A 26,953-nucleotide genomic window follows, 5' to 3' on the forward strand; every position below is an offset into this window, starting at 1 on the left:
CTCACGGTGACCGCAGCACGGGCAATCAGGCCCCCTCAGCGCGGCCCAGCGGAGGACCTCTCGATGATTCAAGCGGCCAAGACCTATCAGATCGGCGAAGCATCCGTCACGCGGATCGACGAGTTGCGGCTTGCCGCATTCAAGTTCGGCGCGCTCTATCCGGAAGGCGAGCCGCAGGCACTGGAGCGCCATCGCGACCGGCTGGAGGCGGGTTCGTTCGATGCCGCGACCGGCACCTTCATCCAAAGCATTCATAGCTGGCTGGTCAGGACGCCGCACCACACGATCCTGATCGACACGGCCACCGGCAACGACAAGAACCGGCCGGAGATTCCGCCGCTTCACCGGCTCAACGAGCCGTTCCTGGCACGGCTGGCCGCAGCAGGTGTCACGCCGGAGCAGGTCGATTACGTGCTGCTCACCCACGTGCATGCCGATCACGTCGGCTGGAACACCCGCCTCGTCGACGAACGCTGGGTCCCGACCTTCACGAATGCGACCTACGTCTTCTCCGCGATCGAGCAGGCCTATGGCGAGAGTCTCGCGACCGGTACAGAGCCGACCGGACCGGCCCGCCCGGCCCCGTCCCTCGGTCCCCCGCTGCGCAAGCCGGCCGACCGTGTCTATGACGACAGCGTCCGGCCGGTGATCGAGGCCGGGCTCGCCAGGCTCATCGCGGTGGACGGGAGCGAGGCCATCGAGGGCATCTCGTTCGTCCCGACGCCCGGCCACAGCGTCGATCACGCCTCCATCCGCCTCGTCTCGCGCGGCGAGGAGGCGCTGTTCGCCGGCGACGTGATGCACCATCCGCTCCAGGTCTATGAGCCTTCGCTCAATTCCTGCTTCTGCGAATTCCCGGAAGCCGCAACGCGCTCGCGCGCCTTCGTGCTGGAGGACGCTGCCGAGCGGGGCGCAACCGTCTTCACCACCCATTTCGCACAGTCATCGGTCGGCCGCGTCAGCCGGACCGGAGGACGCTTCACCTGGCAATTCGTCTGAACGGAGAACGACCATGAACCAGCACGCCAGCGCGCGCGCCGACAGGCCCGAGATCGTGGTCGAGGATCTCATGATCCCGAGCGACACCGCCGGAATTTCGCTTCACCTGCGCAACAAGCGCCCGGCGACGCTCGAGACCTTCTCTGCCGAGCGAACCATCCTGATGATGCACGGCGCGACCTATTCGTCGGGAAGCCTTTTCGATACGCCGCTCGGCGGCCGCTCCTTCATGGATTATCTCGCCGCCCAAGGGTACGACGTCTTCGCGCTCGACGTGCGCGGCTATGGCCAATCGACCCGCCCGCCCGAGATGGACGCGCCGCCGGAGCAGTCCGAACCGCTCGTGCGCACCGAGGCCGGCGTGCGTGACCTCGCCAGCGCCGTCGCGTACATCCTCAAGCAACGCAAGATCGCGCGCCTCAATCTGGTGGCCATGTCCTGGGGCGGCTCGGTGGCCGGTGCTTACACCGCAGGCAACAACGACAAGGTGGTCAAGCTCGCGCTGGTCGCGCCGCTCTGGTTGCTGCAGGGTCCGGCTCCGATCGATGCAGGCGGGCGCCTCGGCGGCTATCGCAGGGTTCCAGTGCTGGACTTCAGAACGCGCTGGCTTTCGGCTGCGCCGGAAGCGGCACGATCGCGCTTGATCCCGGCGGGCGGCTTCGAGCTCTGGGCCAACATCTCGCTCGCGACCGACCCGTTAGGCAGCGCCCAAACGCCTCCCATCATGCGTGCGGTCAATGGCCCGATCCTGGACATTCGCGAATACTGGGCCGCCGGCAAGAGGCTCTATGATGCCGGCGACATTCGCGTCCCCGTGCTCCTGGTCCACGCCGAATGGGATCAGGACGTGCCCATCGCCTCGGCGCAGGACTTCTTCCTCTCACTGAAACATGCGCCATACCGGCGCTGGATCGAGATCGGCGAAGGCACGCACATGGTTCTGCTGGAGAAAAACCGTCTGCAGGCGTTCGACGCCATCAACCAGTTTCTCGCCGAAGATTATTGTTAACGCGCTCCTCGCTTCCGCCTGGGACACTTTTGCGGCGCGGGCCCCTGCTGCACCGCGAAATCACTCGCGCCGCAACATTCAAAAATGAGACTGCCAGTCAAGCCGAGGGAGGCCGCAATGCGTGCAGCGCATCCGACTTCGGTTAGCTTTCCTCCAAAGCCGCGGGCTTGAAGAGCCACGGGCATGCACGGTTCGTCGCGGCAACAAGCGATGACACAGGGGAGGAGCACATGTCGAAATGCAGCATCGGACTGCTCGCGTTGAGCAGCCTGTTTCTTTCGGGCGCGGCGATCGCCCAGGAAAAGATCAAGGTGGGCGTGACCGCGACGCTCGAAGGCACCTACACGGTGCTCGGCGAGGACGGCATGCGCGGCCATCAGACCGCGCTCAACGTGCTCGGCAAGAAGATCGGCGACAAGGAACTCGAATTCATCGTCGCCTCTACCGACGCAACGCCGGACTCGGCCGTGCGCGCGGTCCGCAAGCTGATCGAGCAGGACAAGGTGCAGATCCTGCTGTCGCCGCTCTCCGGCGACGAAGGCATCGCGGTGAAGAATTTTGCCAAAACCCATCCCGAGCTGACGTTCATCAATGCCGCATCCGGTGCGCAGGAAACGACCTATGTCGACCCTGCCCCAAACTTCTTCCGCTACAACATGGACGGCGCGCAGTGGCAGATCGGCCTCGGCAAATACGCCTATGAGGAAAAGAAGTATCGCAAGATCGCGACCGTCGGCGAGGACTATTCCTTCATCTACACCCAGGTGTTCGGGCTGGTGCTCGAGTTCTGCGGCGCCGGCGGGCAGGTCACCAACCGGCAATGGGTGCCACTCGGCACCAAGGACTTCGCCTCGGTCATCGCCGCCCTGCCCGACGACGTCGATGCCATCTATCTCGGGCTCGGCGGCGCGGATGCCGTCAACTTCCTCAACCAGTATCAGCAGGCCGGCGGCAAGGCGCATCTGATGGGTGGTTCCATCATGATCGACCAGACCATCCTGTCGTCGAAGGGCAACGCCAAGAATGCCCTTATCGGCACCATCGCGGCGAGCGGCCAGGCCGACACCTGGGAGGATCCGGGCTGGCAGAAGTTCGTGAAGGCCTATCAGGACGCCTTCCCGCCCAACAAGCGCTTCCCGAGCCCGTCGCTGCTCGCCACCAACTACTATAATTCAACCATGGCGCTGATCCTCGCACTGCGTCAGGTCAATGGCGACCTCTCCAACAACCAGGCCAAGTACAAGGAAGCACTCGCGAAGATCGAGCTCGACGCGCCGAACGGCAAGATCAAGCTCGACTCCAACCGCCAGGCGATCGGTACCAACTTCGTCACCGAGGTCGTCGACGACGGCAAGGGCGCACTGTTCAGCAAGGTCGTGAAGGTGATCCCGAACGTGAACCAGACGCTCGGCTACGATCCGGCCGTGTTCTCCAAGATTGGCCTGCCGAGCCGCACTGTGCCGGAATGTAAGAAGTACTGACGCATCACATCAGGCACGCAACCGGGGAGCGACTCGCTGACGCGGTCGCTCTCCGCTCTTGCAATCTTGGCGGTGTTGTTGAAGGCTGGCCGAAAACACAAGAACGTTCGGGAGGGGAAGGCATGAGCCGTGCGCTCGCCGTCTTCCATGGCCGCTTCGGCCGGGCGACGGTTTATCAATTGAACCGCCCTTTCAATATCCACGCCCATCGCGAAGGTCATCTGATCTTCCATGTCGGCGGCATGCCCGCATGCATCGATGTCTCCGACGGGCATTACGATCTCACCGAGACGTCGGTCGTCGCCGTCAATCCCTGGGAACCGCACAACTTCCTGCCAACCGATCTCGACGGCGGCGCCATCTTCTTCGTGCTCTACGTCAACGCCGAATGGTTTGCGCCGGATGCCTCCGGCTCCGACCGGTTGCGCTTCGGCCGCACCCAGTTCAGGCGCACGCCCGCGCTCGACAAGCACATCAGGCGGACCGCCGCGCTCGTGTGCGGCGCACCATCGCTCTCCAGCCTGGATTCCGAGCTGAGGCGGCTGATCGACATCTGCTACGACGAAAGCTGGCAGCAGGCCGAGATCGCGCGCGATCCGCGCGCAGGCGGCGTCACCGACTTTCGCGTGCGCAAGTGCATCAAGATGATGTCGGAAAGCCCCGGCGCCGAAATCGAGCTCGACACCATTGCGCGCGAATCCGGCCTGTCGCGGCCGCATTTCTACCGGCTGTTCCGCGTGCAGACCGGCGTCACGCCGAACCTCTATCTCAACACGCTGATCATGGAACAGGCGCTCGAAGCGCTGGTGGCGAGCGAGACGCCCATCGCCGACATCGGCTTCGACCTCGGCTTCTCCTCGCAGAGCGGTTTCACGCGTTTCTTTGCCGCCAATGTCGGGATGGCCCCGACCGATTATCGTCGCGCCGCCAAGGTTTTGCGCGCCTGAGCGCAGGCCACGAAAAGATACTCACGATCAAACGTCGCCCTCGCCGCCTGGCTAGGATGCCGGCAACGCGATCCCGAAAGAGGATCGCGAGTCCAGGGAGGACGTTCGTCCATGGCAGGGCCAGCAGCCGGCAACGGCTTGCATGCCCCCTCGCCCCGCTTGCGGGGAGAGGGTTGCGGTGAACCCGCGCCTTCGGCGCGACCTCTCTACGCACGCGCAAAAGCTATCACACACGACCGCTTGGAAGGGTCTGCGCAAGCGCCTCGTCCTTCGAGACGACCGCTCCGCGGTCTCCTCAGGATGAGACTAATCAGCATTGGGCCCGCTGAAACTGCTGCCGAATACTCTGCCCGCATCCTGAGGAGCCCGCCAAAGCGGGCGTCTCGAAGGATGGGCTGCGGAGCCTCCGCCTCCGATATGCGATTGCCCCGCCGCGAGCGGGGCGAGGTGAAGCCATGAGCCGCTTCGTCGAACGCCATCCGGCCTGGGCGCTGATCACGATCATCGCGATTGCGGTCGTGCTCTGGCTGATCTTCGCGGTCTGGCCGCCGGGGCTGGAAGAGGCGATCGGCCGCAAGCGCGTCTTCCTCAACGCGGTGTTCAACGGCATCACGCTTGGCGGCCTCTACTTCCTCGTCGCCAGCGGCTTCACCCTGATCTTCGGCCTGATGCGCAACGTCAACCTCGCGCACGGCTCGCTCTATCTGTTCGGCGGCTATGTCGGCTACGCCATCAGCACATCGACCGGCTCGTGGATCCTCGGCTTCATCGTCGCCTTTATCCTGACCGCCTTCGTCGGCGTGCTGCTGCAGGTGATCGTGTTCCGCCGGATGGAGGGCCAGGATCTCAGGCAGACCATGGTGACGATCGGACTGTCGATCGTGTTTGCCGATCTCATGCTGTGGGCCTGCGGCGGTGACTTCTACCAGATCCAGACCCCGAACTGGCTGATCGGTCCGATCGAGCTGCCGCTGGTCACGGCGATTAAATCCTCGGGCGAGCCGGTCTATCTCAGATATCCGCTCGTCAGGCTCGTGATCTTCGCGGCCTCCGTGGTCATTGGCGTCGCGATGTGGCTCGCGCTCAACCGCACCCGGATCGGCATGATCGTCCGCGCCGGCGTCGACGATCGCGATATTCTCGCCGCGACCGGCGTACGCATCCAACTCGTCTTCGTCGCCGTGTTCGCCTTCGGCGCGGGGCTTGCGGGCATCGCCGGCGTCGTCGGCGGCACATTCCAGTCCTTATCGCCCGGCGAAGACATCCGCTTCCTGCTGGCGTCCCTCGTCGTCGTGATCGTGGGCGGCATGGGCTCGATCCCGGGCGCGGCGCTCGGTGCGGTGATCATCGGCCTCGCCGAGCAGCTCGGCTCGGTCTACATCCCGACCTACGCCATCGTCGTGACCTTCCTGATCATGGTGGTGGTGCTGGCGATCCGGCCGCAAGGCCTATTGGCGAGGCGCTGAGATGTCGCTCGCCCACGAAGCCCCCGTCGCCGTAGGCCGCGCCACCAAGGCGCAGCGGCCGACCCGGACATGGCCGGAGATCAACAACCCCGCCGCCTGGGCCGTCGCGGCCATCCTCCTGGTCATGCCGCTGATCGCGAGCGGCTTCTTCCTGATCGAGATCTTCGCGACGACGCTGATCCTCGGCACCATGGCGCTGAGCCTGATGTTCCTCGCCGGCTATGGCGGCATGGTCAGCCTGATGCAGCTCACCATTGCAGGCTTCTCGGCCTACATGGTCGCCGTGTTCGGCGTCAGCGGCAACGCCAATATCAGCCTCGGCTGGCCGTGGTGGCTCGCAGTGCCGATGGCGCTGGCGCTGGCGACCGCCTTCGGCACGCTCGGCGGCGCGCTCGCGGTGCGCACCGAAGGCATCTACACCATCATGATCACGCTCGCCATTGGCGCCGCCTTCTACTATTTCACCAATCAGAACTGGGCGATCTTCAACGGCCATACCGGCATCAACAACGTGGCCACGCCGCACTTCTGGGGCGTGAACTGGCGCGCCGACATTCCCTTCTACTATGTCGTGCTCGCGGTCGCCGCGCTCTGCTACTTCGCGGTGGAATATCTCTCGCGCGCCCCGTTCGGCCTCGCGCTCCAGGGTGTGCGCGACAATCCGCGGCGCATGGCGGCGCTCGGCTTCAACGTCAATGCGCACCGCGTCGCAGCCTATGCCTTCGCGTCTTTCGTCGCGGCGCTGGCCGGCGTGCTGCAGGTCTGGAACTATCGCCAGATCTCGCCGGGCTCGGTCAGCGTCGGGGCCTGCATCGACGTGCTGATCATCGCCGTCGTCGGCGGCATCACGCGCCCGATCGGTCCCTACATCGGCGCGCTGATCTTCGTGCTGCTACGCACCTTCGCGCTCGACTTCCTGGTCCGGCTCGGGCTCGACGGCAACCGCTTCCGCCTGCTGATCGGGCTCGGCTTCCTCGCCATCGTGTTCTGGTCCTCGGACGGGGTCATCGGCCTCTGGCAGCGCTGGCGTCAGTATCAACGTCGGGACGCGAGCCGCTCCAGTGGAGGGCGCCGCCATGGATAGCGTCGCCCAACGCCTCTCCGTCGTCGGTGCTGGCGCTGCACTGGAGCTGCGCGGCGTGACGCGGCTGTTCGGCGCGCTCGCGGCGCTGACCGACGTCACCATTACCGTGCGACCGGGCGAGCGGCGCGCCGTGCTCGGCTCGAACGGTGCCGGCAAGACCACGCTGTTCAACTGCATCACGGGCGACTTCCCGCCCTCCTCCGGCACCATCCGCTTCTTCGGCGAGGACGTCACGCATTTCCCCCCCTATGAGCGCATCCGCCGCGGGCTGCGTCGCACCTACCAGATTTCGGCGCTGTTCCCTGGCCTCACCGTGCAGGACAACGTCTATCTCGCCTGCCGCGGCGTCTCGCGCGGACGTTTCTCGTTCCTGCGCCCGGGACAGAACGACGCGCTGATGCATGCCGCGGACAATTTGGTGCAGGCCGTGCATCTGTCCGCCGTGAAGGACCAGCGTGTCGCCGAGCTCGCGCACGGCCAGCAGCGCCAGCTCGAGATCGCGCTCGCGCTCGCCGGCGCGCCGCGCTTCGTGCTGTTCGACGAGCCGGCCGCCGGCCTGTCGCCGACGGAGCGGGCCGAGCTGATCGAGATCCTGACCTCCCTGCCCGCCCATATCGGCTACATCATCATCGAGCACGACATGGACGTCGCGCTGCGCGTCGTCGAGAGCGTCACGATGATGCACAACGGCCGCATCTTCAAGGAGGGCCTGCCGGAAGAAATTCAATCCGACCCTGAAGTGCAGGAGCTTTATCTCGGAGGCGGCCATGAATGAGGTCCGCCGCAGCGGTGCCGCACTCGAGGTCCGCGGCCTCGACGTCTATTACGGCCACTCGCATGCGCTGCAAGGCGTCGATCTCACGCTGGAGAGCGGCGTGTTCTCCGTCGTCGGCCGCAACGGCATGGGCAAGACCACGCTGTGCAAGGCGATCATGGGGCTGGTCGGCGTGAGCGGCGGATCGATCCGCGTGCGCGGCGAGGACGTCACGCGGCGGCCGCCGGCCCAGATCGCGCGGCTCGGCGTCGGCTATGTGCCGCAGGGCCGCCGTCTGTGGCGCTCGCTCAGCGTCGACGAGCACCTGCGGCTCGCCGGCGGCCTGCGTTCGGGCGCCTGGACCGTCGAGCGCATCTACGACACCTTTCCCCGGCTCGCCGAGCGTCGGGATCACGGCGGCGGCCAGCTGTCCGGCGGCGAACAGCAGATGCTGGCGATCTCGCGCGCGCTGCTCACCAACCCGCATCTGCTCATCATGGACGAGCCGACCGAAGGCCTCGCGCCCGTCATCGTCGCGCAGGTCGAGGAGATGCTGCTGCGGCTGGGCGAAGACGGTGACATGTCCGTGCTCGTCATCGAGCAGAACATCGGCGTCGCCACCGCGATTTCGCGCAACGTCGCGATCATGGTCAACGGCCGCATCAATCGCATCATCGACTCCGCGCGCCTTGCGGCGGACCGCGAACTGCAGCAGCGCCTGCTCGGCGTCGGGCTTCATGCGGAGCTCGAACCGGAGATCGACGTCGCGGCATCCGCCGCCGAAACGAAGCCGACGCCGGTGCCCCGCCGCGACGGGCCGGTGCGCATCTACATCTCCAACCCGACGCTGCCGACTCGATGGTCGCAACCGGTACCGATCGCGCGCATCGAGGCCGCGGCGCGGACGCTCTCGACGCAAGTCGCGCGGCTCGACGAGACGGCGCGGCGCAAGCGCGAGCCGGTGACGGCGCAGGCCTCGGGCCCGCCGGTGGTGCTGGTCGTCGGCACGCTCGATACCAAGGGCCAGGAGCTGCGCTACATCCGCGACATCATCGCCGAAAGCGGCCTGCGCACGCGGCTAGTCGACGTCTCGACCAGTGGCAAGCATTCTTCCTGCGATGTCTCCGCGCAGGAGATCGCCCTGAACCACGGCCGCGGTGGCTCCGCCGTGTTCGGCACCGACCGTGGTGCCGCGGTGACCGCAATGGCAGATGCGTTTGCGAACTGGCTGCGGCGCCAGGGCAATGCCGCCGGCGTGATCTCGGCCGGCGGCTCGGGCGCGGCCTCGCTGGTCGCCCCGGGCATGCGCGCGCTGCCGGTCGGCGTGCCCAAGCTGATCATCTCCTCGGTCGCATCAGGCGATGTCGGGCCCTATGTCGGCCCGGCCGACATCACCATGATGTACTCGGTCACCGACGTGCAGGGGCTGAACTCGATCTCGCGCGCGGTTCTCGCCAACGGTGCCAATGCACTCGCCGGCATGGTCAAGGCGCGGCTTGACGCGCGTGCCGCAACGGCGCGCGAGGCCGGCGGGCTGCCCGCAATCGGCATCACCATGTTCGGCGTCACCACGCCGGCCGTGCAGAAGATCGCTAGCGACCTGCGCGAGGATTTCGAGTGCCTGGTGTTCCATGCCACCGGCGTCGGCGGACGCTCGATGGAGAAGCTCGTCGAGTCCGGCCAGCTCGCCGGCGTGATCGACCTCACCACGACCGAAGTCTGCGACCTCTTGATGGGCGGCGTGTTCCCCGCCACCGAAGACCGCTTTGGCGCGATCATCCGCAGCCGCCTGCCCTATGTCGGCTCGGTCGGCGCGCTCGACATGGTGAATTTCGGCGCGCCCGACACCATTCCCGAACGCTATCGCGGCCGCAAATTCCACGTCCACAATCCGCAGGTGACGCTGATGCGGACGACGGTGGAGGAGAACGAGCGCATGGGCCGCTGGATCGGCGAGCGGCTGAACCAGATGGATGGCCCGGTGCGATTCTTCCTGCCCGAGGGCGGCGTCTCCGCGCTCGATGCCCGAGGCCAGCCGTTCTGGGATCCGGATGCCGACGCCGCGCTGTTCCGCACGCTGGAGCGCACCGTGCGCCAGACCGGCAACCGCCAGCTCATTCGCACGCCTAAGAACATCAACGATCCCGATTTCGCCGCCGCCATCGTCAGTACGTTTCGAACCCTGTTCGGACGCACCGGTGGGCGGCGGAGACTCGCGAGGTGACCGATGGCCAGGTTTGAACGCACGGCGCTGCTGAAGAGGTTTCGCGACATGGCAAGGCGCGGCGAGCCGATCGTCGGCGGCGGCGCCGGCACCGGGCTCTCAGCCAAATGCGAGGAAGCCGGCGGCGTCGACCTCATCGTCATCTACAATTCCGGGCGCTATCGCATGGCCGGGCGCGGCTCGCTCGCGGGCCTGATGGCGTACGGCGATGCCAACGCCATCGTGCTGGAAATGGCGAACGAAGTGCTCCCCGTGGTCGACCAGACCCCGGTGCTTGCGGGCGTCAACGGCACCGATCCCTTCCGCGACATGGACGTCTTTCTCGACCAGCTCAAGGCACTCGGGTTTGCCGGCGTCCAGAACTTTCCGACCGTCGGCCTGATCGACGGTACCTTCCGCGCCAATCTCGAAGAGACCGGCATGTCTTATGCGCTCGAGATCGACATGATCGCCAAGGCGCACGACAAGGACATGCTGACAACGCCCTACGTGTTCAGCGAGAAGGAAGCCGCCGCGATGGCGATCGCCGGCGCCGACATCATCGTCTGCCACATGGGCCTGACGACCGGCGGCACGATCGGTGCGCAGACCGCGCCAAAGCTCAAGGACTGCCCGGCGCGGATCGACACCTGGGCCAGTGCCGCGCTCAGCGTCAATCCGGACATCCTGGTGCTGGCGCATGGCGGCCCGATCGCCGATCCCGCCGACGCCGATTTCATCATGAAGAACACCCGTCATTGCCACGGCTTCTACGGGGCGTCCTCGATGGAGCGGCTGCCCGTGGAGCGGGCGCTGACGGAACAGGTGCGTCAATTCAAGGCGATCGGCGCGCGATAACGCCGAAGGTTCGAGGGAGGGAAAGATGTCAGGGATGCTGGTCGGTGAATTGATCCTCTGGCTGATCGTCGCGATCGTCGTGATCGTGGTCGGCGTTTACATCGTGAACTGGCTCTACCACCGCTCCTCCAAGGAGACCTCGTTCGTCCGCACCGGCTTCCTCGGCGAACGCGTGGTGATCAATGGCGGCGCCTTCGTGCTGCCGTTCATTCACGACTACACCCCCGTCAACATGAACGTGCTGCCGATGGGCATCGTGCGGTCGAAGCAGGATGCGGTGATCACCCGCGACCGCATGCGCGTCGACATCGAGGCCGACTTCTACGTCCGCGTCCAGCCGACCCGGGAAGCCGTCTCGATCGCCGCGGCGACGCTCGGCCGTCGCACCCTGGAACCCGGGCAGCTGCATGCACTGCTGGCCGGCAAGTTCATCTCCGCGATCCGCTCGGTCGCCTCCGAAATGACCATGGAGGAGATGCACGAGCGGCGCGGCGACTATGTCGCGCGGGTCAAGACCGAAGCGGCGGAAGCTCTCGCCCAGAACGGCCTCGAGCTGGAATCGGTCGCGATCACCGATCTCGACCAGACTGACCTTGAGTTCTTCAACCCTTCGAACCGGTTCGACGCCGAAGGCCTGACCCGGTTGATGGAGGACATCGAGGCCAGACGCAAGCTGCGCAACGACATCGAGCAGGATTCGATGATCAAGATCCGCTCCCGCAACCTGGAAGCCGAACGGCAGGCGCTGGAGATCGAGCGCGAGAGCGAGACCGCGCGGCTGGAGCAGGAACGCGACATCGAGATGCGCCGCGCGCTTCAGCGCACCGAAGTCGCCCGCGAGCGGGCCCTGCGCGAGACCGAGGCGGAACAGGCGCAGATTTCCGCGCGCGAGGCCATCGAGCGCGCCCGCATCGCCAATGAGCAGGCGATCGCCGAGGCCCGCATCGCCTCGGAGCGCGAGACCCGCCAGAAGGAGATCGAGCGGACCCGGACCATCGAGGAGAAGGAGCTGCTGGCGCGCGAAGAGATCGAGAAGACCCGGATCGCCAACCAGCGCTCGATCGACACCACCCGCATCGCCTCCGAACGCGAAGTCCGCCAGCGCGAAATCGAGCGGATGCGCACGGTCGAGGAAGCCGAGATAGCCGCGCGCGAGGCCATCGAGAAGGCACGAATCCAGCAGGATCGCGTCGTCACCGACGCCCGCATCGCCAACGAGGAAGAGACGCGCCGCCGCGAGATCGAGCGCACGCGCGCGGTCGACGAGGCCGAGATTGCCGCCCGCGAGGCCACGGAAAAGGCCCGCATCGCCCAGACGCTGATCGTCAATGTCGAGCGCATCTCCTCCGACGAGCGCACCCGCGCGCTGGAGATCCAGCAGGTGCGGACGATCCAGGAGGCCGAGATCGAGGCCCAGCGCGCGGTCGAGGCCGCCCGCATCGCCCGGGAGCGGACGCTGGCGGCCGAGCGCATCGCCGCCGAGCAGAACACGCGGCAGCTGGAGATCGAGCGCAATCAGGCACTGGACGTCGCCGGCATTGCCGCGCGCGAGACCACGGAAGCCTCGCGTATCGCGCAGGAGGAGCGCGTGCGCTCGCTCGAGATCGCCCGCAACCGCGCCGTCGAAGAAGCCGATATCGCCTCGCGCGAGGCGATCGAGGCGGCCCGCATCGCCCAAGAGAAGGCGGTTGCGGCCGAGCGCATCCAGGCCGAACGCGAGACGCGCGCGCTGGAGATCGAGCGCACCGGCCTCCTCGAGGCCGCCGAGCTGAAGCGGCGCGACGCCATCGAGCGGCAGCGCGTCACGGTCGATCTGGCGCTCGAGGCCGAGCGCATCAATTCCTCAAAGAAGCGCGAAGTGCTCAACATCGAGCATAAGAAGGCGATCGAGATCGCGGACGAGGACCGCGTCATCGCGCTGTCGACCAAGAAGTCCGAGCGGATCGACGCCGACCGCCAGGTCCGGCAAGCCGAGATCGTCGCGCGCAAGGAGGTCGAGACCACCGACGTCTCGCGCGAGCAGGCGCTGGAAGCCGCCCGCATCGAGCGGCGACGTGCGATCGAGCAACTCGAGGTCGCCCGCGTGCAGTCGCTGCAGGAAGCCGAGATCGCGGCGCGCGAGGAGGTCGAGCGTGCCCGCATCGCCTCCGACCGCGGCCTCGACGAGGCGCGCATCGGCCGCGAGCGCGAGCTGCGCAAGCTCGAGGTCAATCGCGAGAAGGACGTCGAGACGGTGCTGATGGAGAAAGCCATCGCCATCCATCAGAAGTCCTTGGAGGAGTCCGCCGCGCGCGCCGCCGCCGAGGAGGCACGGATCCGGGCGACTGAAGCCGCCGAGCGCGTCGTCACCGCCCGCGAGAGCGAGATCGCCAAGCGGCGCAAGACCGTCGAGGTCCTGCTGGCGGAGAAACAGGCGGAGGAGACCCGCATCGCGGCCGAGGCCGAGCGTGTGCGCGCCGCGGTCGAGGCGGAGGCGCAGCGCATGCTGAATGAGGCCGAGAACGTGCTGACCGATCAGGCGCGCTACTCGCTGTTCCGCAGAAAACTGCTCGACCGCATCGAGGGCATCGTGCGCGAGAGTGTCAAGCCGATGGAGAAGATCGAGGGCATCCGCATCCTCCAGGTCGACGGCCTCAATGGCAACGGCCATGGCAACGGCAATGGCGGCCGCAGCGCCACCGACGAGGTGATCGACTCGGCCCTGCGCTATCGGGTCCAGGCGCCGCTGATCGACTCCATCCTGTCCGACATCGGTGTCGAGGGCGGCAGTCTCGCCAAGATGCCGGGCCTGATCCGCGAGGCCCGCGACATGCAGGGCATCAAGGAGGCCGCGCGCAAGGGTAGCGGCGGAGGTGGTGGCGGTGGCGACAAGCCGGCGGCCTCCTCGCCCGCGGCCGAGGGTGGCGAGCCGCCGGCCGAGCGCGGGCCGCGGAAGAAGAGCTGAGGTCTTAAGCGATGGCCCGCGTCTATGTCTCCACCGTCGTCAATGCCCGCAACGACCGCGTCTGGGCGCGGGTACGCGATTTCAACGGCCTGCCGAACTGGCATCCGGCCATCGCCGAAAGCCGGATCGAGGGCGGCGAGCCCGCCGACAAGATCGGCTGTGTCAGGGATTTCCGGCTGCGCAACGGTGACCGCATCCGCGAAAAGCTGCTCGGCCTCTCCGACTACGACATGTTCTGCACCTATTCGATCCTGGAATCGCCGATGGGCGTCGAGAACTACGTCGCCACCCTGCGGCTCACGCCTGTCACCGACGGCGACCAGACCTTCATGGAATGGACCGCCGAATTCGACTGCGCGCCGGAACGGGAGACCGAACTCGTCAGCAACATCGGCGGCGGCGTATTCCAGGGTGGCTTCGACGCCCTGAAGCGCGTGTTCGGAGGCTAGCCGTGCCGCATATCGTCAAGAGCACGATCCTGAACGCACCGACCGACGCGGTGTGGGACGTGCTGCGCGATTTCAACGGGCACGACCGCTGGCATCCGGCGGTTGCGACCTCCTCGATCGAACGCGCGCAATCCGCGGACAAGATCGGCTGCGTCAGGCGATTCAAGCTCAAGGACGGCTCGGAGCTGCGCGAGCAGCTGCTGGCGCTGTCCGACCTCGAGCAGACCTTCAGCTACTGCCTGCTCGATACGCCGGTCCCGATGTTCAACTACGTCGCCCATGTCCGGCTGCTGCCGGTGACCGACGGCGACCGCACCTTCTGGCACTGGGAGTCGCGATTCACGACGAAGCCGGAGGACAAGGACCGCATCACCCACATGGTCGCCGAAGACATCTATCAGGCCGGATTCGAAGCGATCCGCCGCCATCTGAAGGAGGCCGCTTGAGCCATGGCCGTGACGGTAAAGACCTTTACGAATGCGAGCGAGGCGGCCGGCGCGCTGTCGTCGGACCGTAGCGCGCGCTATCTCGGCGGCGGGACGCTGGTGATGCGCGCGCTGAACGAAGGCGACGTGTCGATCTCGACGATCGTCCGGGCGCAGGACCAGGCGCTGACCCGGATCGACGCGTCCGGTCCGCGCATCACGCTCGGCGCCGGCGTCACCTTCGCGCGCGTGCTCGCCGAGCGCGATCTCGCCTTCCTGCATGCCCCTGCCCGCTCGATCGGCGGTCCCGCCGTGCGCAACATGGGCACCGTCGGCGGCAATCTGTTCGCGCCGAACCCTTACGGCGATTTCACCGTGGCGCTGCTGGCGCTCGACGCCACCATTGCGGTGCAAGGCGGCTTCGGCTCGCGCGATATTCCGATCGAGGAGTTTCTGCAGGGGCGCGAGCGCCAGGCCGGGACGTTGGTGCTGTCGGTGTCCTGCACGCGGCCGGCCAGCAGCGAGGCGTTCCGTTATCGCAAGATCGCGCGCATCAAGCCGAAGGGCGGCTCGGTGATCACGCTCGCAGCGCATCTGCCGGTCAGCGGCGGACGGATCGCGGGTGCGCGGATTGCGTTGGGCTCGATGGCCCCGACCCAGATCCGCGCCCGCGCCGCCGAGCGCGCGCTGGAGGGCCGCTCGCTGGATGCCGCGACCATCGCAGCCGCGGCCTCTGCGGCCATGGAAGGAACATCGCCATCCGACAACGCGCTCGGCAGCGCCTGGTATCGCCGCGAGATCGTCGGCGTGCATTTGCGACGCCTGCTATCGGGACAGGAATAGCTCGCCATGACAAAGATCCCCCTGCAATTTCGCCACAACGGCCGCGACGTCGCGATCTTCGTCGACGGCGGCACCAATCTGCTCGTCGCGCTGCGCGAGCTGATCGGCGACATGACGCCGAAATTCGGCTGCGGTCAGGGTGGCTGCGGCACCTGCAGCGTCCTGATCGATGGTGAGCTTCACCTCTCCTGCCTGACGCTCGCCGAGACCGTCGCCGGCCGTTCCGTCGAAACGCTGGACGGCATGAAGCAAGGCCCGAACCTGCATCCGCTGCAACGCGCCTTCGCCGACAATTTTGCCGCCCAATGCGGCTATTGCACGCCGGGCATGCTGATGGCCGCAAAGGCGCTGCTCGACCGCAATCCCGCTCCGAGCCGGACCGATGTGATCGAGGCGATCTCCGGCAACATCTGCCGTTGCACCGGCTACGAGCCGATCATCAATGCCATCCTCGCCGCCGCGGGCGGCCGGGCCAGCGCCTGAGGTCAGACCATGCTGGAACTGCGCAAGGACATCTTCGCCGACGAGCGTGACGATAACCTCAAGGAAATCGGCAAGGGCACGCAGCGGCAGGACATGCTCGGCCACATCACCGGCACGTCCAGCTATTTCAATGATCACCAGTTGCAGGGCATGCTGCACCTGAAGGTCGTTCGTTCGACCCAGGCCCATGCAAGGCTGCGCCGCATCGATACCACCGAGGCCGAGCGCTCGGCCGGCGTGCGCCGGATCATCCGCGGCGCGGACGTACCACGCAACCTCAACACGCTGCTCAGCCTGATCAACTTCGGCAAGGATGACGAGCCGTCGCTCGCCGTCGACAAGGTCCGCTACAAGGGCGAACCGATCCTCGCCATCGTCGCCGACAGCGAGCGCGAGGCGTTCGAGGCGATCGGGAAGGTTAAGATCGACTACGAGCCGCTGCCGACCGTGTTCGACGTCGAGGATGCGCTCAAGCCCGGCGCGCCCGTGGTCAACGAGACCTATCCGAAGAACGCCTTCATCTATCACGACGTCTATGATCACCAGCGCCTGCGCTTTGGCGATGCCGACGCCGCGCTCGCAACCGCCGACCACGTGCTCGAGCAGCGCTACCAGATGTCGCCGATCGAGCACGCACCGACCGAGACCAACGGCGCCATCGCGGCGCCCGACACCAACGGCCGCTACGTCGTCTACACCTCGACCCAGGCGCTGTTCTTCTCGGTCGACACCTGCGCCAAGATCCTGGACGTGCCCTCCAACACCTTCCACTTCATCGGCGGCACCGTCGGCGGCGGCTTTGGCGGCAAGGTGGATACCCTGACCGAACCGCTCGCAATCCTCGGCGCCATGCTGACGGGGCGTCCCGTGCGTTACGTGTTCGGCCGCGAGGAGGAGATGCAATACGGCCCGCCGCGCGGCGCCGAGCGCATCTACATCAAGGACGGCGTCATGCGCGACGGCCGCATCGTGGCGCGCAAGATCCGCGCCTTTTTCGACAGCGGCGCCTATACGCGGCTGTCGAGCTATGCCGCGGTCAAATGCGCCGCGCACCTGCCGGGCCCTTACACCATCCCGAACGTCTATGGCGACGTCTATTGCGTCTTCACCAACCGCACGCCGGCGACTGCCATGCGCGGCTTCGGCGTCACCGCGATGGACTTTGCCATCGAATGCCAGATGGACAAGCTCGCAGGCCTCGTCGGCATGGACCCGATGGAGTTCCGGATTCTGAACGCCTATCGCGACGGCGATATGAAGGCGCACCGGCGCGAGGCCAAGAACACCGCGCTGATCGAATGCGTCCAGGTTGCGGCGGAGAAGGCCAAATGGCCGATCCGCGACGAGTTCAGGCGCGCCTCCTCGCGCAAGGACGGCGGCGGCAGCCGCGCCGTCATCCCGCCGACACCGACGGATTCGCGGGCGCGGCCGGCCGCGCCTGCGCAGCAGCGCACGAGCTATGACCGCGCGCCGATGGCGACGACGCGGGAGCCGCCGCGCGAGCCACCGCCGCCGGCGCCGCCTCCTCCCCCGCCGCGCCCGGCCGCACCATCGCACGGCGCGACCCGGTTCTCATCCGTGTTCGGCACCAGGAGGCGCTAGATGGCCAGGCATCGCGGACGCGGCATGGCGTCGATCAACTATCCCATCGGCATGAATCTCGGCGGCGATCCGAGCCAGGCGCTGGTGCATTCCAATCCCAGCGGCAAGTTCACCGTGGCGCTGTCGTCGATCGACCTCGGCCAGGGCATGAAATCGGTGACGCGGCAGATCTGCGCCGAGACCCTGGGCGTGCCGGTCGAGGACGTCTACGTCGACACGGCGGACTCCGACACCGGCCCGCATTGCATGGGCTCGTTCGCTTCGCGCGGCACTCATCGCGTCGGCAACGCCGTGATGGCTGCCGCCCGCGAGGCGCGCGGCGTGATGATGGAGGCCGCGGCCGAGGAGCTCGAGGTCAACGCCGCCGATCTCGAGACCGACGGGCGCGGCAACATCCACGTCAAGGGCGCGCCGCACCGTTCGATCTCGACCAAGGACGTCGCCATCGCCGCGCAGTTCAAGCAGGGCAAGACCATCTCGGGCCGCGGCATCTTCCTCGTCCCGCTGTCGGACGTCGATCCCGAGACCGGCGAGATGTCGCCGGCGACCTGCTATGCCCATGCCTGCCTCGTCGCCGAGGTCGAGGTCGACGACGAGACTGGCGAAGTTGCGATGGTCCGGATGGATTCCGCCTACGAGCTCGGCCGCGCGCTCAATCCGCGCCTGGTCGAGCAGCAGCTCGTCGGCGGCGCCTGGATGGGCGTCAGCCACGCGCTCTACGAGACGCCTGAGCCCTACTATCCCGATCCCGTCCACGGGCCCCGCGACTTCGTCGAATATCTGATGCCCGGTCCCGGTGATATCTGCCCGCATGACATTGCCGTGCTGGAGCGTCCCGCCCCCGATGGGCCGTTCGGGGGAAAAGGCCCTGGCGAGATGTGCGCCAATCCGGTGCTGCCGGCGGTGGCGAATGCGATCTTCAACGCGGTCGGCGTCCGCATCGACGATCTGCCGATCACGCCGGAGAAGGTGCTGCGCGCGATCAAGGCCCAGGGCGGCGCGCGGCCGCAGGCGCGGCGCTAGAGGCTCGGCCGTGGTGGTTCGCAGCAACATCGTCGGCATCGACAGCCCCGCGGCGCTGGAGAAGGCGCTGCGGGCAGCGTATTACCTCGCCGACGAAGGGCTCGCGACCGCCGCCTATCTCGGACTTGCCCTCGGCAAGCCGCTGCTGCTGGAAGGTGCGCCCGGCGTCGGCAAGACGGAAGCCGCAAAAGCCATTGCCGCCGTGCTCGGCCGCCGCCTGATCCGCCTGCAATGCTACGAGGGCATCGACGCGTCTGCCGCGCTCTATGAGTGGAACTATCCGCGGCAAATGCTGGCGATCCGCCAGGCCGGCGATGAGAGCATCGACATCTATGGCGAGACGTTCCTGATCGAACGACCGATGCTGGCCGCGCTGCGCGCGCCCGATTCCACCGTGCTGCTGATCGACGAAATCGACCGCGCCGACCAGGAGTTCGAGGCCTTCCTGCTCGAATTCCTCTCCGACTTCCAGATCTCCATTCCCGAGCGCGGCACGGTCCGCGCCGCCGAGCGGCCGGTCGTCGTGCTGACCTCGAACCGGACACGCGATCTGCACGAAGCGTTGCGCCGCCGCTGCGTCTATCACTGGATCGACTATCCCAGCGCCGAGCGGGAGGCGCGGATCATCATGATGCGCGCATCCAGCGTCGCCGAAGCCACGGCCCGCGCCGTCGTCGCGGCCGTCGAGAAATTGCGGCGCGAACCGCTGAGCAAGGCGCCCGGCATCGCAGAAGCCGTCGACTGGGCCGAGGCCGCGACCCTCCTCAACAAGGGCGGCGCCCGCTGGCCTGATGCCTTCAAACGCTCGATCGGCGTCGCGCTGAAGGACGAAGAGGATCTGCACTTCATCGCGCCGCGGCTCGATGCCATGCTCGCGGAGGCGACCGCATGAGCACCGATCTGCAGCTCCCACGCGCCGCCCGCACCTTTGTTTCATTCGTCGCGTTGCTGCGCGCCAACGGCTTCGCCGTCGCGCCGGAGCAGACCACTGCGTTCCTCGCCGCGATCGCGCTGCTCGGACCACGCAAGCTCGAGGACATCAGGCAGTCTGCGCTCGCCACCCTCGCCCCGCCGCCCGAGCGCCGCGCCACTTTCGACCGGCTGTTCGACCTGCATTTCCGCGGCAGCGAAGCGATCGAGCGCGCCGAAGACGGCGAGGACGACGAGACCGTCCGCCTGCAGGAGGAAGGTCGCGGCGACGAAGAGCCCCTGCTCGCCGACGACGCCAACGAGTCCGGTCTGACCGCGACGCGCGCCGAGGCGCTGGTCGAGCGCCGCTTCGCGCAGCTCTCCACGACCGATGCCCTCCGGCGCCTGGCTCGCGAGGCCCCGCGGCGCCTGCCGCGGCGGCGCGGGCACCGCCGCGTGCGGGCGCGCCGCGGCCCCTTTGCCGACCTCCGCCGCACCTTGCGCGACAGCGTCCGCAGCGACGGCGAGATCCTGCGCCTCGGCCACATGAGGCGGCGGCAACGGCCGCGCAAAGTCTTGCTGCTGATCGACGTCTCCGGCTCGATGAAAAGCCGCACCGAGGAGAACATGAAGCTTGCGCATGCGCTGGTGCAGGCTGCGCCTAACGTCGAGGTCTTCACCTTCGGCACGCGGCTGACCCGTGTCACCCGCGTGCTGCGGCTGAAACGCCGCGAGCAGGCGCTGAGCGCCGCGGCCCATCTGGTCAGCGACTGGGACGGCGGCACCCGGATCGGCGACGCGCTGCAAGCCTTCCTGGCGGTCCCACGGTTCGGCGGCTACGCCCGCGGCGCCGCCGTGATCATCGTGTCCGACGGGCTCGAGCGCGGCGAGCCGGACGCCCTTCGCGACGCCGTCGCGAAATTATCGCGGCGGGCCTGGCGCCTGAGCTGGCTGACGCCGCTCGCGACCGGCCCCGGCTTCCGTCCGCAGACCGAAGCGCTGGTCGCGATCGAACGCTTCGTCGACGATCTCGTGGACGGCGGATCGAGCGCATCCATCGTCGCCCACGTCCTGGCACTGGGAAGGAGAGCTGCGTGAACGGTATTGTCGACGGCCATCATCACATCTGGCGGCAGGCCGACCTACCCTGGCTGATCGGCCCGATGCAGCCTCGAATCTTCGGACCGTACGAGCCGATCCGGCGCGATTATCCGATCAAGGAATATCTCCACGATCTCGAGCACAGCGGCGTCACCCGCTCCGTCTACGTGCAGACCAACTGGGCGCCCGAGCATTTCGAGGAGGAGGCAGCCTGGGTGCAGCGCACCTCCGACGAACACGGCTGGCCGCACGCCATCGTCGCCTACGCCGATTTCGCGGCCGACGACGTCCGCCCGCAGCTCGACCGCCTCAAGCGCTACCCACTGCTGCGCGGGGTACGCATGCAGCTGCATTGGCATGAGAACCCGCTCTATCGCTTCGCGGCGCGTCCGGATCTCTGCGCCGATCCCGTGATTCTTCGCAACGTCGCGCGTCTGGCCGATTACGGCTGGAGTTTTGACCTCCAGGTCTTCACGCCGCAGATGCCGGATGCTGCGCAGCTCGCCGAATCCTGTCCCGGCGTGACCTTCATCCTCCAGCATGCCGGCATGCTCGAGGATCTCTCGCCGGCTGGACGGGCCGCCTGGCGCGCCGGGATGGCCCGGATCGCGACTTGTCCGAACGTGGTCTCGAAACTGTCCGGGCTCGGCACCTTCATCCACCGCAACGATCCCGCGCATATCGCCGCCGTGCTCACCGACACCGTCGCGATCTTCGGCGCCGAGCGCTGCCTGTTCGGCTCCAATTTTCCGATCGAGAAATTGTGGACCAGTTATCGCGAGCTCGTCGGAGCCTTTCGCGCCGCCGCCGCCCCGTTCAGTGCGGAGCAACAGGATGCGATCTTCAGGACGACGGCAACGCGCGTCTATCGGCTTTGACAGACAAGAAACGAGACAGGAGGGAAACGAATGGCGCTGGAGATCAAGATCCTGGACTACGGCGATATCGAGCTGGAATCGAGCTTCCTGGTGCTCGGCCGCGACTGCGGCCGCACCCGCCGCGTCCTCACCCTCGGCTTCCTGATCCTCGGCGGCCCCTATCCGGTCGTCGTCGACACCGGCTATCGCTCCAACCAGATCATGGAAACGCTGGGCATGCGAGGGCTCCAGTATCATGAGAACATGATCGAGAACCAGCTCGCGCGCTACGGCGTGCGCATGGGCGACGTCCGCTTCGTCTGTCACACCCATCTGCACATCGACCACGCCGGCAAGGACGATCTGTTCCCGATGAACACGACCGTCGTGCTCAACCGCAAGGAGCTGGAATATTCCGTCTCCGGCCTGATGCATCCGCAATATCCTGCGCCCGACATCAAGCACCTGATCGACCGCCTGCACACCAAGAGCGCGCTGCGCTTCCTGGATCTCGAAATCACCGGACCGATCGAGCTGATGCCCGGCGTCTATTGCGACGCCGCCAACGCCCACACCGAGGGCTCGATGAACATCATCGTCCACACCGCCGACGGCATTGCGACCATCTGCGGCGACGTGATCTACGATTTCAACGATCAGATCGTCACGCCCTTTCATGAAATCCACGATTGGGAGCCGCGCACCACCGGCAACCATGGCACCACCAAGCGCGCGGAGAAGGCGGCGATCAAGAAGCTGCTCAGCAATTCGCGCTACCTGCTCCCGGTCCACGACCGGCCGGCCAAGATCGAAGGCGGCAATGTCGTGGGGCGGCTGCATGATCAGGTCCCCGGCCCCATTGTTCAATCGCTGCCCCAGCGCAACTGGTTCCCGGCTTGAAATGTCGAGGATCGACCGATGACGCATGTCACCCTGCGAAGCGAGTTCGAGACCCTGATCGATCCCTATGCGCCGGTCGCCCAGATCGGCACCGGCTTCGACTTCACGGAAGGGCCGATCTGGCACCCGGTCGATCATTATCTGCTGTTCTCGGACATGCCGGGCGACGTGCGGCGGCGCTGGGATGCGCGGCGCGGCGTGGTCGAGGTCAAACGCCCGTCGAACAAATGCAACGGCATGACCTATGATGCCGAGCTCAATTTGATCGTCTGCGAGCACGCGACCTCGTCGCTGGTTCGCGAACGCCCGGACGGACGGCGCGAGGTGCTGGCCTCGCATTTCGGCGGCCAGGAGCTCAACAGCCCGAACGACGTCTGCGTGCATTCATCCGGCGCGATCTATTTCTCCGATCCCTGGTATGGCCGCATGCCGGTCTATGGTGTCGAGCGGCCGCGCCAGCTCGGCTTCCAGGGCGTCTACCGCCTCGTGCCCGGCGGCGAGCCGAAGCTCGTGGTCGAGCGCAATTTGTTCGACCAGCCGAACGGGCTGTGCTTCTCGCCGGACGAGAAGCTGCTTTTTGTCAACGACACCGTGCAAGCCCTGATCCGCGTGTTCGACGTCGACAGCGACGGCTCGCTGTCGAATGCGCGCGTGTTTGCGAGCGGCATCAAGTCCGAGCTCGAGCCCGGCCTGCCCGACGGCATGAAGTCCGATCAGCACGGCAATGTCTGGGTCACCGCGCCCGGCGGCGTCTGGGTCTATTCGCCGCGCGGCGAACTGCTCGGCAAGGTCCGCGTGCCCGAACTCGTCGCCAACCTCGCCTGGGGCGGGCCGGATTTCCGCACGCTTTACCTCACCTCGACGCATTCGGTGTATGCGATTCCGACCAAGGTCGGCCCGCGGCATGAGCCCTATATGAGCGGCCGGCGCGCTGGTGGCGGAACAAGCCCGAGCTCATCGCCAGCCGCACCTATTCTGACCGAGGGCGAGATGCGGCTCGATCCGCAACGCTGCGCCATGATCATCCAGGATCTCCAGAACGACGTCATCATGGACGGCGGGGCTTTCGCCGAGTCCGGCGCGCCCGGTCACGCCAAGCAGCAGCACGTCGTGGAGAATGTGCGGCGCCTCGCGGAAGCCGCACGCGCCCGCGGCGTCGCCATCATCCATGTCTGGTTCGTGGTCGAGCCCGGCGCGCCCGGCGTCACGCTGAACGCTCCGCTGTTCGAAGGTCTCGTCGACAGCAAGGCGATGGTGCGCGGAAGCTGGGGGGCGGCCCCGGTTTCAGGCCTCGAGCCACGACCCGGCGATTTCGTCGTCGAGAAGATGCGGATGAGCGCATGGGAAGGCACGCGCCTCGAGACGATCCTGAAAGCGACCGGCCGCGACATGATCATCAACACCGGGGCCTGGACCAACATGTCGATCGAGCACACCGCGCGGACCGGCGCCGACAAGGGCTATTTCATGATCGTCCCCGAGGATTGCTGCTCGACCATGAATGCCGACTGGCACAACGCCTCGATCAATTTTGCCATGCAGAACGTCGCGATCGTGACCAGGGCCGACACCGTCATCAGAGCGCTGGGATGAGCTGTGGCAAAGCTCCTGCACCTGTCCTGCTCGCCGCGCGCCGAGTCCGTCTCGACGGCCGGCGCGCGCGTCTTTCTCGATGGCTTCCGTCAGACCCGGCCGGATTGGGACGTTGACGTCGTGGACATCTGGCGTGAGCGGATGCCGGAATTCACGGGCCCTATCGTCGAAGCCAAATATGCGCGCATGAAGGCTCAAGGCTTCACCGACGCGCAACGCGAGAGCTTTGCCGAGGCCGAGCGAATGGCGCTGCGCTTCTCGCTCGCCGATCGCGTGCTGATCTCGACCCCGATGTGGAACTTCGGCCTTCCCTACAAGCTCAAGCAGTGGTTTGACATCATCGTCCAGCCCGGTCTCACCTTTCGATTCGATCCGGCGCAGGGATATCTCCCGCTGCTGCAGGACCGGCCGACGTTGGTGATTATCGCCAGCGGCAGCGATTTCGCCACCGGCATGAACCGCGGTCGCATCGATATGGCAACGCCCTACTTGCGGGAAATCCTGCGCTTCATCGGGATCAGCAATGTCCGTTTCGTGTTGATCGGTCCAACCACGGGACCGCAGCAGCCGATCGATGCCGCCCGCGAACGGGCCCATCAACGCCTCGCTGCAATCGCCGCGACCTTTTGAAGCGCGATCGATTTAGGTTGAATCGATTGCCGCGGGTCGGTCACCTCTCTCGCTTGCGGGAGAGGTCGGCGCGAAGCGCCGGGTGAGGGCTTTCTCCTCTTGGAGATTGTCCCATTGCGGAAGCACCCTCTCCCCAACCCTCTCCCGCAAGCGGGAGAGGGAGCGCACCTCCGTCGTCGCAGCAAATCAATCCTAATTTCATCGTGCTCCAGAACGCGGTGGCACCGCGTCGAGCTCGATCAGATCAGGCTCGATTTGCCCCGGCTCAGCACCTGGCCTGCGCCTTTGCTGCCGACGATCCGGCCCTGGCTGCAGACCACCTGTCCTCTGGCGATCGTCGTCACCGGCCATCCCGTGACCTCGAAACCTTCCCAGGGCGTGTAGTCCGCGCCGTGATGCAGCTCGGCCTGCCGGATCGGCTTCTTCAACTTGGGATCCCAGAGCACGATGTCGGCATCGAAGCCGACGCCGATCGAGCCCTTGCGCGGATAGAGGCCGTAGATGCGGGCGTGGTTGGTTGCCGTCAGTTCGACGAACTTCTGCAGGGTGATGCGGCCCTTCGAGACGCCTTCAGAGAACAGGATCGGCAGCCGCGTCTCGACGCCGGGAATGCCGTTCGGCACCCAGCGGAACGAGGTGCGGGCGTTCGGCGTCAGCTTGCCCTTATCGTCGTAGCGAAACGGGCAGTGATCGGACGAGAAAGTCTGGAACACACCCGAAGCGATGCCTTCCCAGATCGCCTCCTGGCTCTCGACATCGCGCGGCGGCGGCGAGCAGACATATTTCGCGCCCGTGATGTCCATGTTGAGGCCCTTCATGTCATCGGCCGTCAACGTGATGTATTGCGGGCAGGTCTCGGCGTGAACGGGCAGGCCGCGCTGCTGGGCCCAGCGCACCTGCTCCATCGCCTCGCGTCCGGAGACGTGCACGATCATGATGGGAACGCCGATCACCTCGGCATGACTGATGGCACGGTGCGTCGCCTCGCGCTCGACCGCCTGCGGCCGCGAGGTGCCGTGATAGTACGGCGCGATATGACCTTCGCGCTCCAGCTTGCTGGTGAGGAAGCGGATGGCGTCGTAGCCCTCGCAATGGACCATGACCAGCGCCTCCTCGCGGCGCGCAACGTCGAACACCTCGAGCAGCTGCTTGTCGCTGAGCACGAGGTCGTCATAGGTCATGAACACCTTGAACGAGGTGTAGCCGTCCTTGACCAGGGCCGGCAGCTCCTGCCCGAGCACCACGGCAGTCGGATCGGAGATGATGAGATGGAAGGCGGTATCGATGTAGCACTCACCTTCAGCGAGCTTGCGATAGTTCTCGACACAGGTGCGCAGCGAGGTGCCCTTCTCCTGCAGCGCGAAGGGCAGCACCATGGTGTTGCCGCCGGCCGCCGCCGCGCGCGTCGCCGAGGCGAAGTCGTCGGCCATCACCACGTCGGGGCCTGAAGGCTGCGAGATATGCACGTGGCTGTCGATGCCGCCCGGCAGCGCCAATAGACCCGTCGCATCGATCTCGCGGGCCGCGCCCTCGATACGATCGGCGATGCTGACGATGCGGCCGTCGCGAATGCCGATATCGGCGCGAAACTCGTCGCTGGCCGTCACGATGGTGCCGCCGCGGATGGCGAGGTCGAGTTGCGTCACTGATGTCTCCGTCACTTGATCTTTGGCATTGTGTGGAAGATCCGACCCCATTGCGCAAGGGCCGTCACATCTCCGCCCGCGAGGCCGAGGGTCCGCCACAGCGTCACCGCGACCGAATCGAGCAGGGCGATGTCCAGCTCCCGCTCCAGCGTGGCCGCAAGCGTCGCACCATCGAGATTGGTGCAGAGAATGACGATAGCGTCAGACCCCTCCGCCGCCACCGCCCGGATCATGCCTGCGATCGTCGCCGGCGCGACCTCGCCAAAGGAAAAGTTGTTGCGCAAGCCGAGATGCCGCTCGGCATGCGGGGTGATCCCCTCCTCGGCCCAGACGTCGGCAATGCGCCGCTGCACGTCGTCGGTATAGGGCGAAACCAGGCCGACGCGCCTGGCGCCGAGCGCGCGCGCCGCATCGATGCAGGCCAGCGTCGATGTCGTTGCCGGAACATTCGTGCGCGCCATGATCGCCTCGCACAGGCTACGGTCGCGCCCGATGCCGAGCCAGCTTGCGGACGTGCCATTCCAGGCGATCGCGTCGACCTTGGCATCCGCCAGCAGATCGGCCGCCGGCAACATCACCGAGGCATCGAACTGGCTCAGCGCGGCGGCATCGAGCGCGATCTCGGTGACGCGGAAGCGCGAGAAATGTGCGGTGATGCCGGAGACACCGGCCAGCATGGCGCTGGTGACGGGCTCGAGCACCGAGTTGGAGGACGGCGTGATCATGCCAAGGCGTTTGCGCAAGACT

At 66.5% G+C, this 26,953-nt stretch carries 24 protein-coding genes; 22 read left to right on the forward strand and 2 right to left on the reverse strand.

The genetic code is table 11. The features are described 5' to 3' along the window. Positions 1-63 precede the first annotated feature (63 nt). From ACNJYA_RS24235 to ACNJYA_RS24340, 22 genes are all read left to right on the forward strand, one after another. On the forward strand, positions 64-999 hold the full coding sequence (locus ACNJYA_RS24235) for an MBL fold metallo-hydrolase (protein ID WP_439400822.1): 936 nt from the start codon (positions 64-66) through the stop codon (positions 997-999). Positions 1,000-1,012: 13 nt separating this feature from the next. Next, complete coding sequence (locus tag ACNJYA_RS24240; protein ID WP_439400823.1) at positions 1,013-2,008, forward strand: alpha/beta hydrolase; 996 nt, start codon at positions 1,013-1,015, stop codon at positions 2,006-2,008. 230 nt (positions 2,009-2,238) lie between these two features. Continuing rightward, positions 2,239-3,489 carry an ABC transporter substrate-binding protein gene (locus tag ACNJYA_RS24245; protein ID WP_212256612.1) on the forward strand — a complete coding sequence of 417 codons (1,251 nt, stop codon included), beginning with the start codon at positions 2,239-2,241 and terminating at the stop codon, positions 3,487-3,489. A 122-nt stretch (positions 3,490-3,611) separates the two neighbouring features. Continuing rightward, entirely contained in the window at positions 3,612-4,436 is an 825-nt protein-coding gene (locus tag ACNJYA_RS24250) for a helix-turn-helix domain-containing protein (RefSeq protein ID WP_172784508.1), read from the forward strand. 455 nt (positions 4,437-4,891) lie between these two features. After that, entirely contained in the window at positions 4,892-5,902 is a 1,011-nt protein-coding gene (locus tag ACNJYA_RS24255; protein ID WP_172784507.1) for a branched-chain amino acid ABC transporter permease, read from the forward strand. A 1-nt stretch (position 5,903) separates the two neighbouring features. After that, positions 5,904-6,986, forward strand: a complete 1,083-nt coding sequence (locus ACNJYA_RS24260) for a branched-chain amino acid ABC transporter permease (RefSeq protein WP_439400824.1) — start codon at positions 5,904-5,906, stop codon at positions 6,984-6,986. After that, positions 6,979-7,761, forward strand: coding sequence for an ABC transporter ATP-binding protein (locus ACNJYA_RS24265; RefSeq protein ID WP_172784505.1), 783 nt, complete (start codon positions 6,979-6,981; stop codon positions 7,759-7,761). Before ACNJYA_RS24260 ends, ACNJYA_RS24265 begins: the two co-directional genes overlap by 8 nt. Then, positions 7,754-9,964, forward strand: a complete 2,211-nt coding sequence (locus ACNJYA_RS24270) for an ABC transporter permease (RefSeq protein ID WP_439400825.1) — start codon at positions 7,754-7,756, stop codon at positions 9,962-9,964. Before ACNJYA_RS24265 ends, ACNJYA_RS24270 begins: the two co-directional genes overlap by 8 nt. Positions 9,965-9,967: 3 nt before the next feature. Then, positions 9,968-10,801 carry a phosphoenolpyruvate hydrolase family protein gene (locus tag ACNJYA_RS24275; protein ID WP_439400826.1) on the forward strand — a complete coding sequence of 278 codons (834 nt, stop codon included), beginning with the start codon at positions 9,968-9,970 and terminating at the stop codon, positions 10,799-10,801. Positions 10,802-10,826: 25 nt separating this feature from the next. Further along, entirely contained in the window at positions 10,827-13,745 is a 2,919-nt protein-coding gene (locus tag ACNJYA_RS24280; protein WP_439400827.1) for a flotillin domain-containing protein, read from the forward strand. A gap of 11 nt (positions 13,746-13,756) precedes the next feature. Further along, a complete protein-coding gene (locus tag ACNJYA_RS24285; protein WP_018318067.1) occupies positions 13,757-14,194 on the forward strand; it encodes an SRPBCC family protein in 438 nt (145 codons plus the stop codon). A 2-nt stretch (positions 14,195-14,196) separates the two neighbouring features. Continuing rightward, entirely contained in the window at positions 14,197-14,640 is a 444-nt protein-coding gene (locus ACNJYA_RS24290) for an SRPBCC family protein (RefSeq protein ID WP_057029889.1), read from the forward strand. A 3-nt stretch (positions 14,641-14,643) separates the two neighbouring features. Next, on the forward strand, positions 14,644-15,462 hold the full coding sequence (locus ACNJYA_RS24295; protein ID WP_439400828.1) for an FAD binding domain-containing protein: 819 nt from the start codon (positions 14,644-14,646) through the stop codon (positions 15,460-15,462). A 6-nt stretch (positions 15,463-15,468) separates the two neighbouring features. Continuing rightward, positions 15,469-15,945, forward strand: a complete 477-nt coding sequence (locus ACNJYA_RS24300; RefSeq protein WP_439400829.1) for a (2Fe-2S)-binding protein — start codon at positions 15,469-15,471, stop codon at positions 15,943-15,945. Positions 15,946-15,954: 9 nt separating this feature from the next. Then, positions 15,955-17,547, forward strand: a complete 1,593-nt coding sequence (locus tag ACNJYA_RS24305; RefSeq protein ID WP_439400830.1) for a xanthine dehydrogenase family protein molybdopterin-binding subunit — start codon at positions 15,955-15,957, stop codon at positions 17,545-17,547. Continuing rightward, positions 17,548-18,570, forward strand: a complete 1,023-nt coding sequence (locus tag ACNJYA_RS24310; RefSeq protein ID WP_172784498.1) for a xanthine dehydrogenase family protein molybdopterin-binding subunit — start codon at positions 17,548-17,550, stop codon at positions 18,568-18,570. It begins immediately after the preceding gene. 10 nt (positions 18,571-18,580) lie between these two features. After that, positions 18,581-19,462 carry an AAA family ATPase gene (locus ACNJYA_RS24315; protein ID WP_439400831.1) on the forward strand — a complete coding sequence of 294 codons (882 nt, stop codon included), beginning with the start codon at positions 18,581-18,583 and terminating at the stop codon, positions 19,460-19,462. Further along, entirely contained in the window at positions 19,459-20,577 is a 1,119-nt protein-coding gene (locus ACNJYA_RS24320) for a vWA domain-containing protein (RefSeq protein ID WP_439400832.1), read from the forward strand. Before ACNJYA_RS24315 ends, ACNJYA_RS24320 begins: the two co-directional genes overlap by 4 nt. Next, positions 20,574-21,458, forward strand: a complete 885-nt coding sequence (locus ACNJYA_RS24325) for an amidohydrolase family protein (RefSeq protein ID WP_439400833.1) — start codon at positions 20,574-20,576, stop codon at positions 21,456-21,458. The genes ACNJYA_RS24320 and ACNJYA_RS24325 overlap by 4 nt, the downstream gene beginning before the upstream one ends. Positions 21,459-21,488: 30 nt before the next feature. Next, positions 21,489-22,337 (forward strand): MBL fold metallo-hydrolase, encoded by an 849-nt coding sequence (locus ACNJYA_RS24330; RefSeq protein ID WP_260383124.1) that lies wholly within the window; start codon positions 21,489-21,491, stop codon positions 22,335-22,337. Positions 22,338-22,355: 18 nt separating this feature from the next. After that, positions 22,356-23,930 carry an isochorismatase family protein gene (locus ACNJYA_RS24335; RefSeq protein WP_439400834.1) on the forward strand — a complete coding sequence of 525 codons (1,575 nt, stop codon included), beginning with the start codon at positions 22,356-22,358 and terminating at the stop codon, positions 23,928-23,930. A gap of 3 nt (positions 23,931-23,933) precedes the next feature. Beyond that, complete coding sequence (locus ACNJYA_RS24340) at positions 23,934-24,560, forward strand: FMN-dependent NADH-azoreductase (protein ID WP_439400835.1); 627 nt, start codon at positions 23,934-23,936, stop codon at positions 24,558-24,560. Between the two features lie 239 nt (positions 24,561-24,799). Here the strand turns inward: ACNJYA_RS24340 and hydA are convergent, their stop codons facing one another. Together hydA and ACNJYA_RS24350 are read right to left on the reverse strand one after the other, a co-directional pair. Continuing rightward, entirely contained in the window at positions 24,800-26,257 is a 1,458-nt protein-coding gene (gene hydA, locus ACNJYA_RS24345; protein WP_439400836.1) for a dihydropyrimidinase, read from the reverse strand. Beyond that, positions 26,218-26,931, reverse strand: coding sequence for a maleate cis-trans isomerase family protein (locus ACNJYA_RS24350; RefSeq protein WP_439403466.1), 714 nt, complete (start codon positions 26,929-26,931; stop codon positions 26,218-26,220). Before ACNJYA_RS24350 ends, hydA begins: the two co-directional genes overlap by 40 nt. Between the last annotated feature and the right edge of the window lie 22 nt (positions 26,932-26,953).

The sequence above is a fragment of the Bradyrhizobium sp. BLXBL-01 genome (assembly GCF_051853025.1).
Classification (GTDB): Bacteria; Pseudomonadota; Alphaproteobacteria; order Rhizobiales; family Xanthobacteraceae; genus Bradyrhizobium.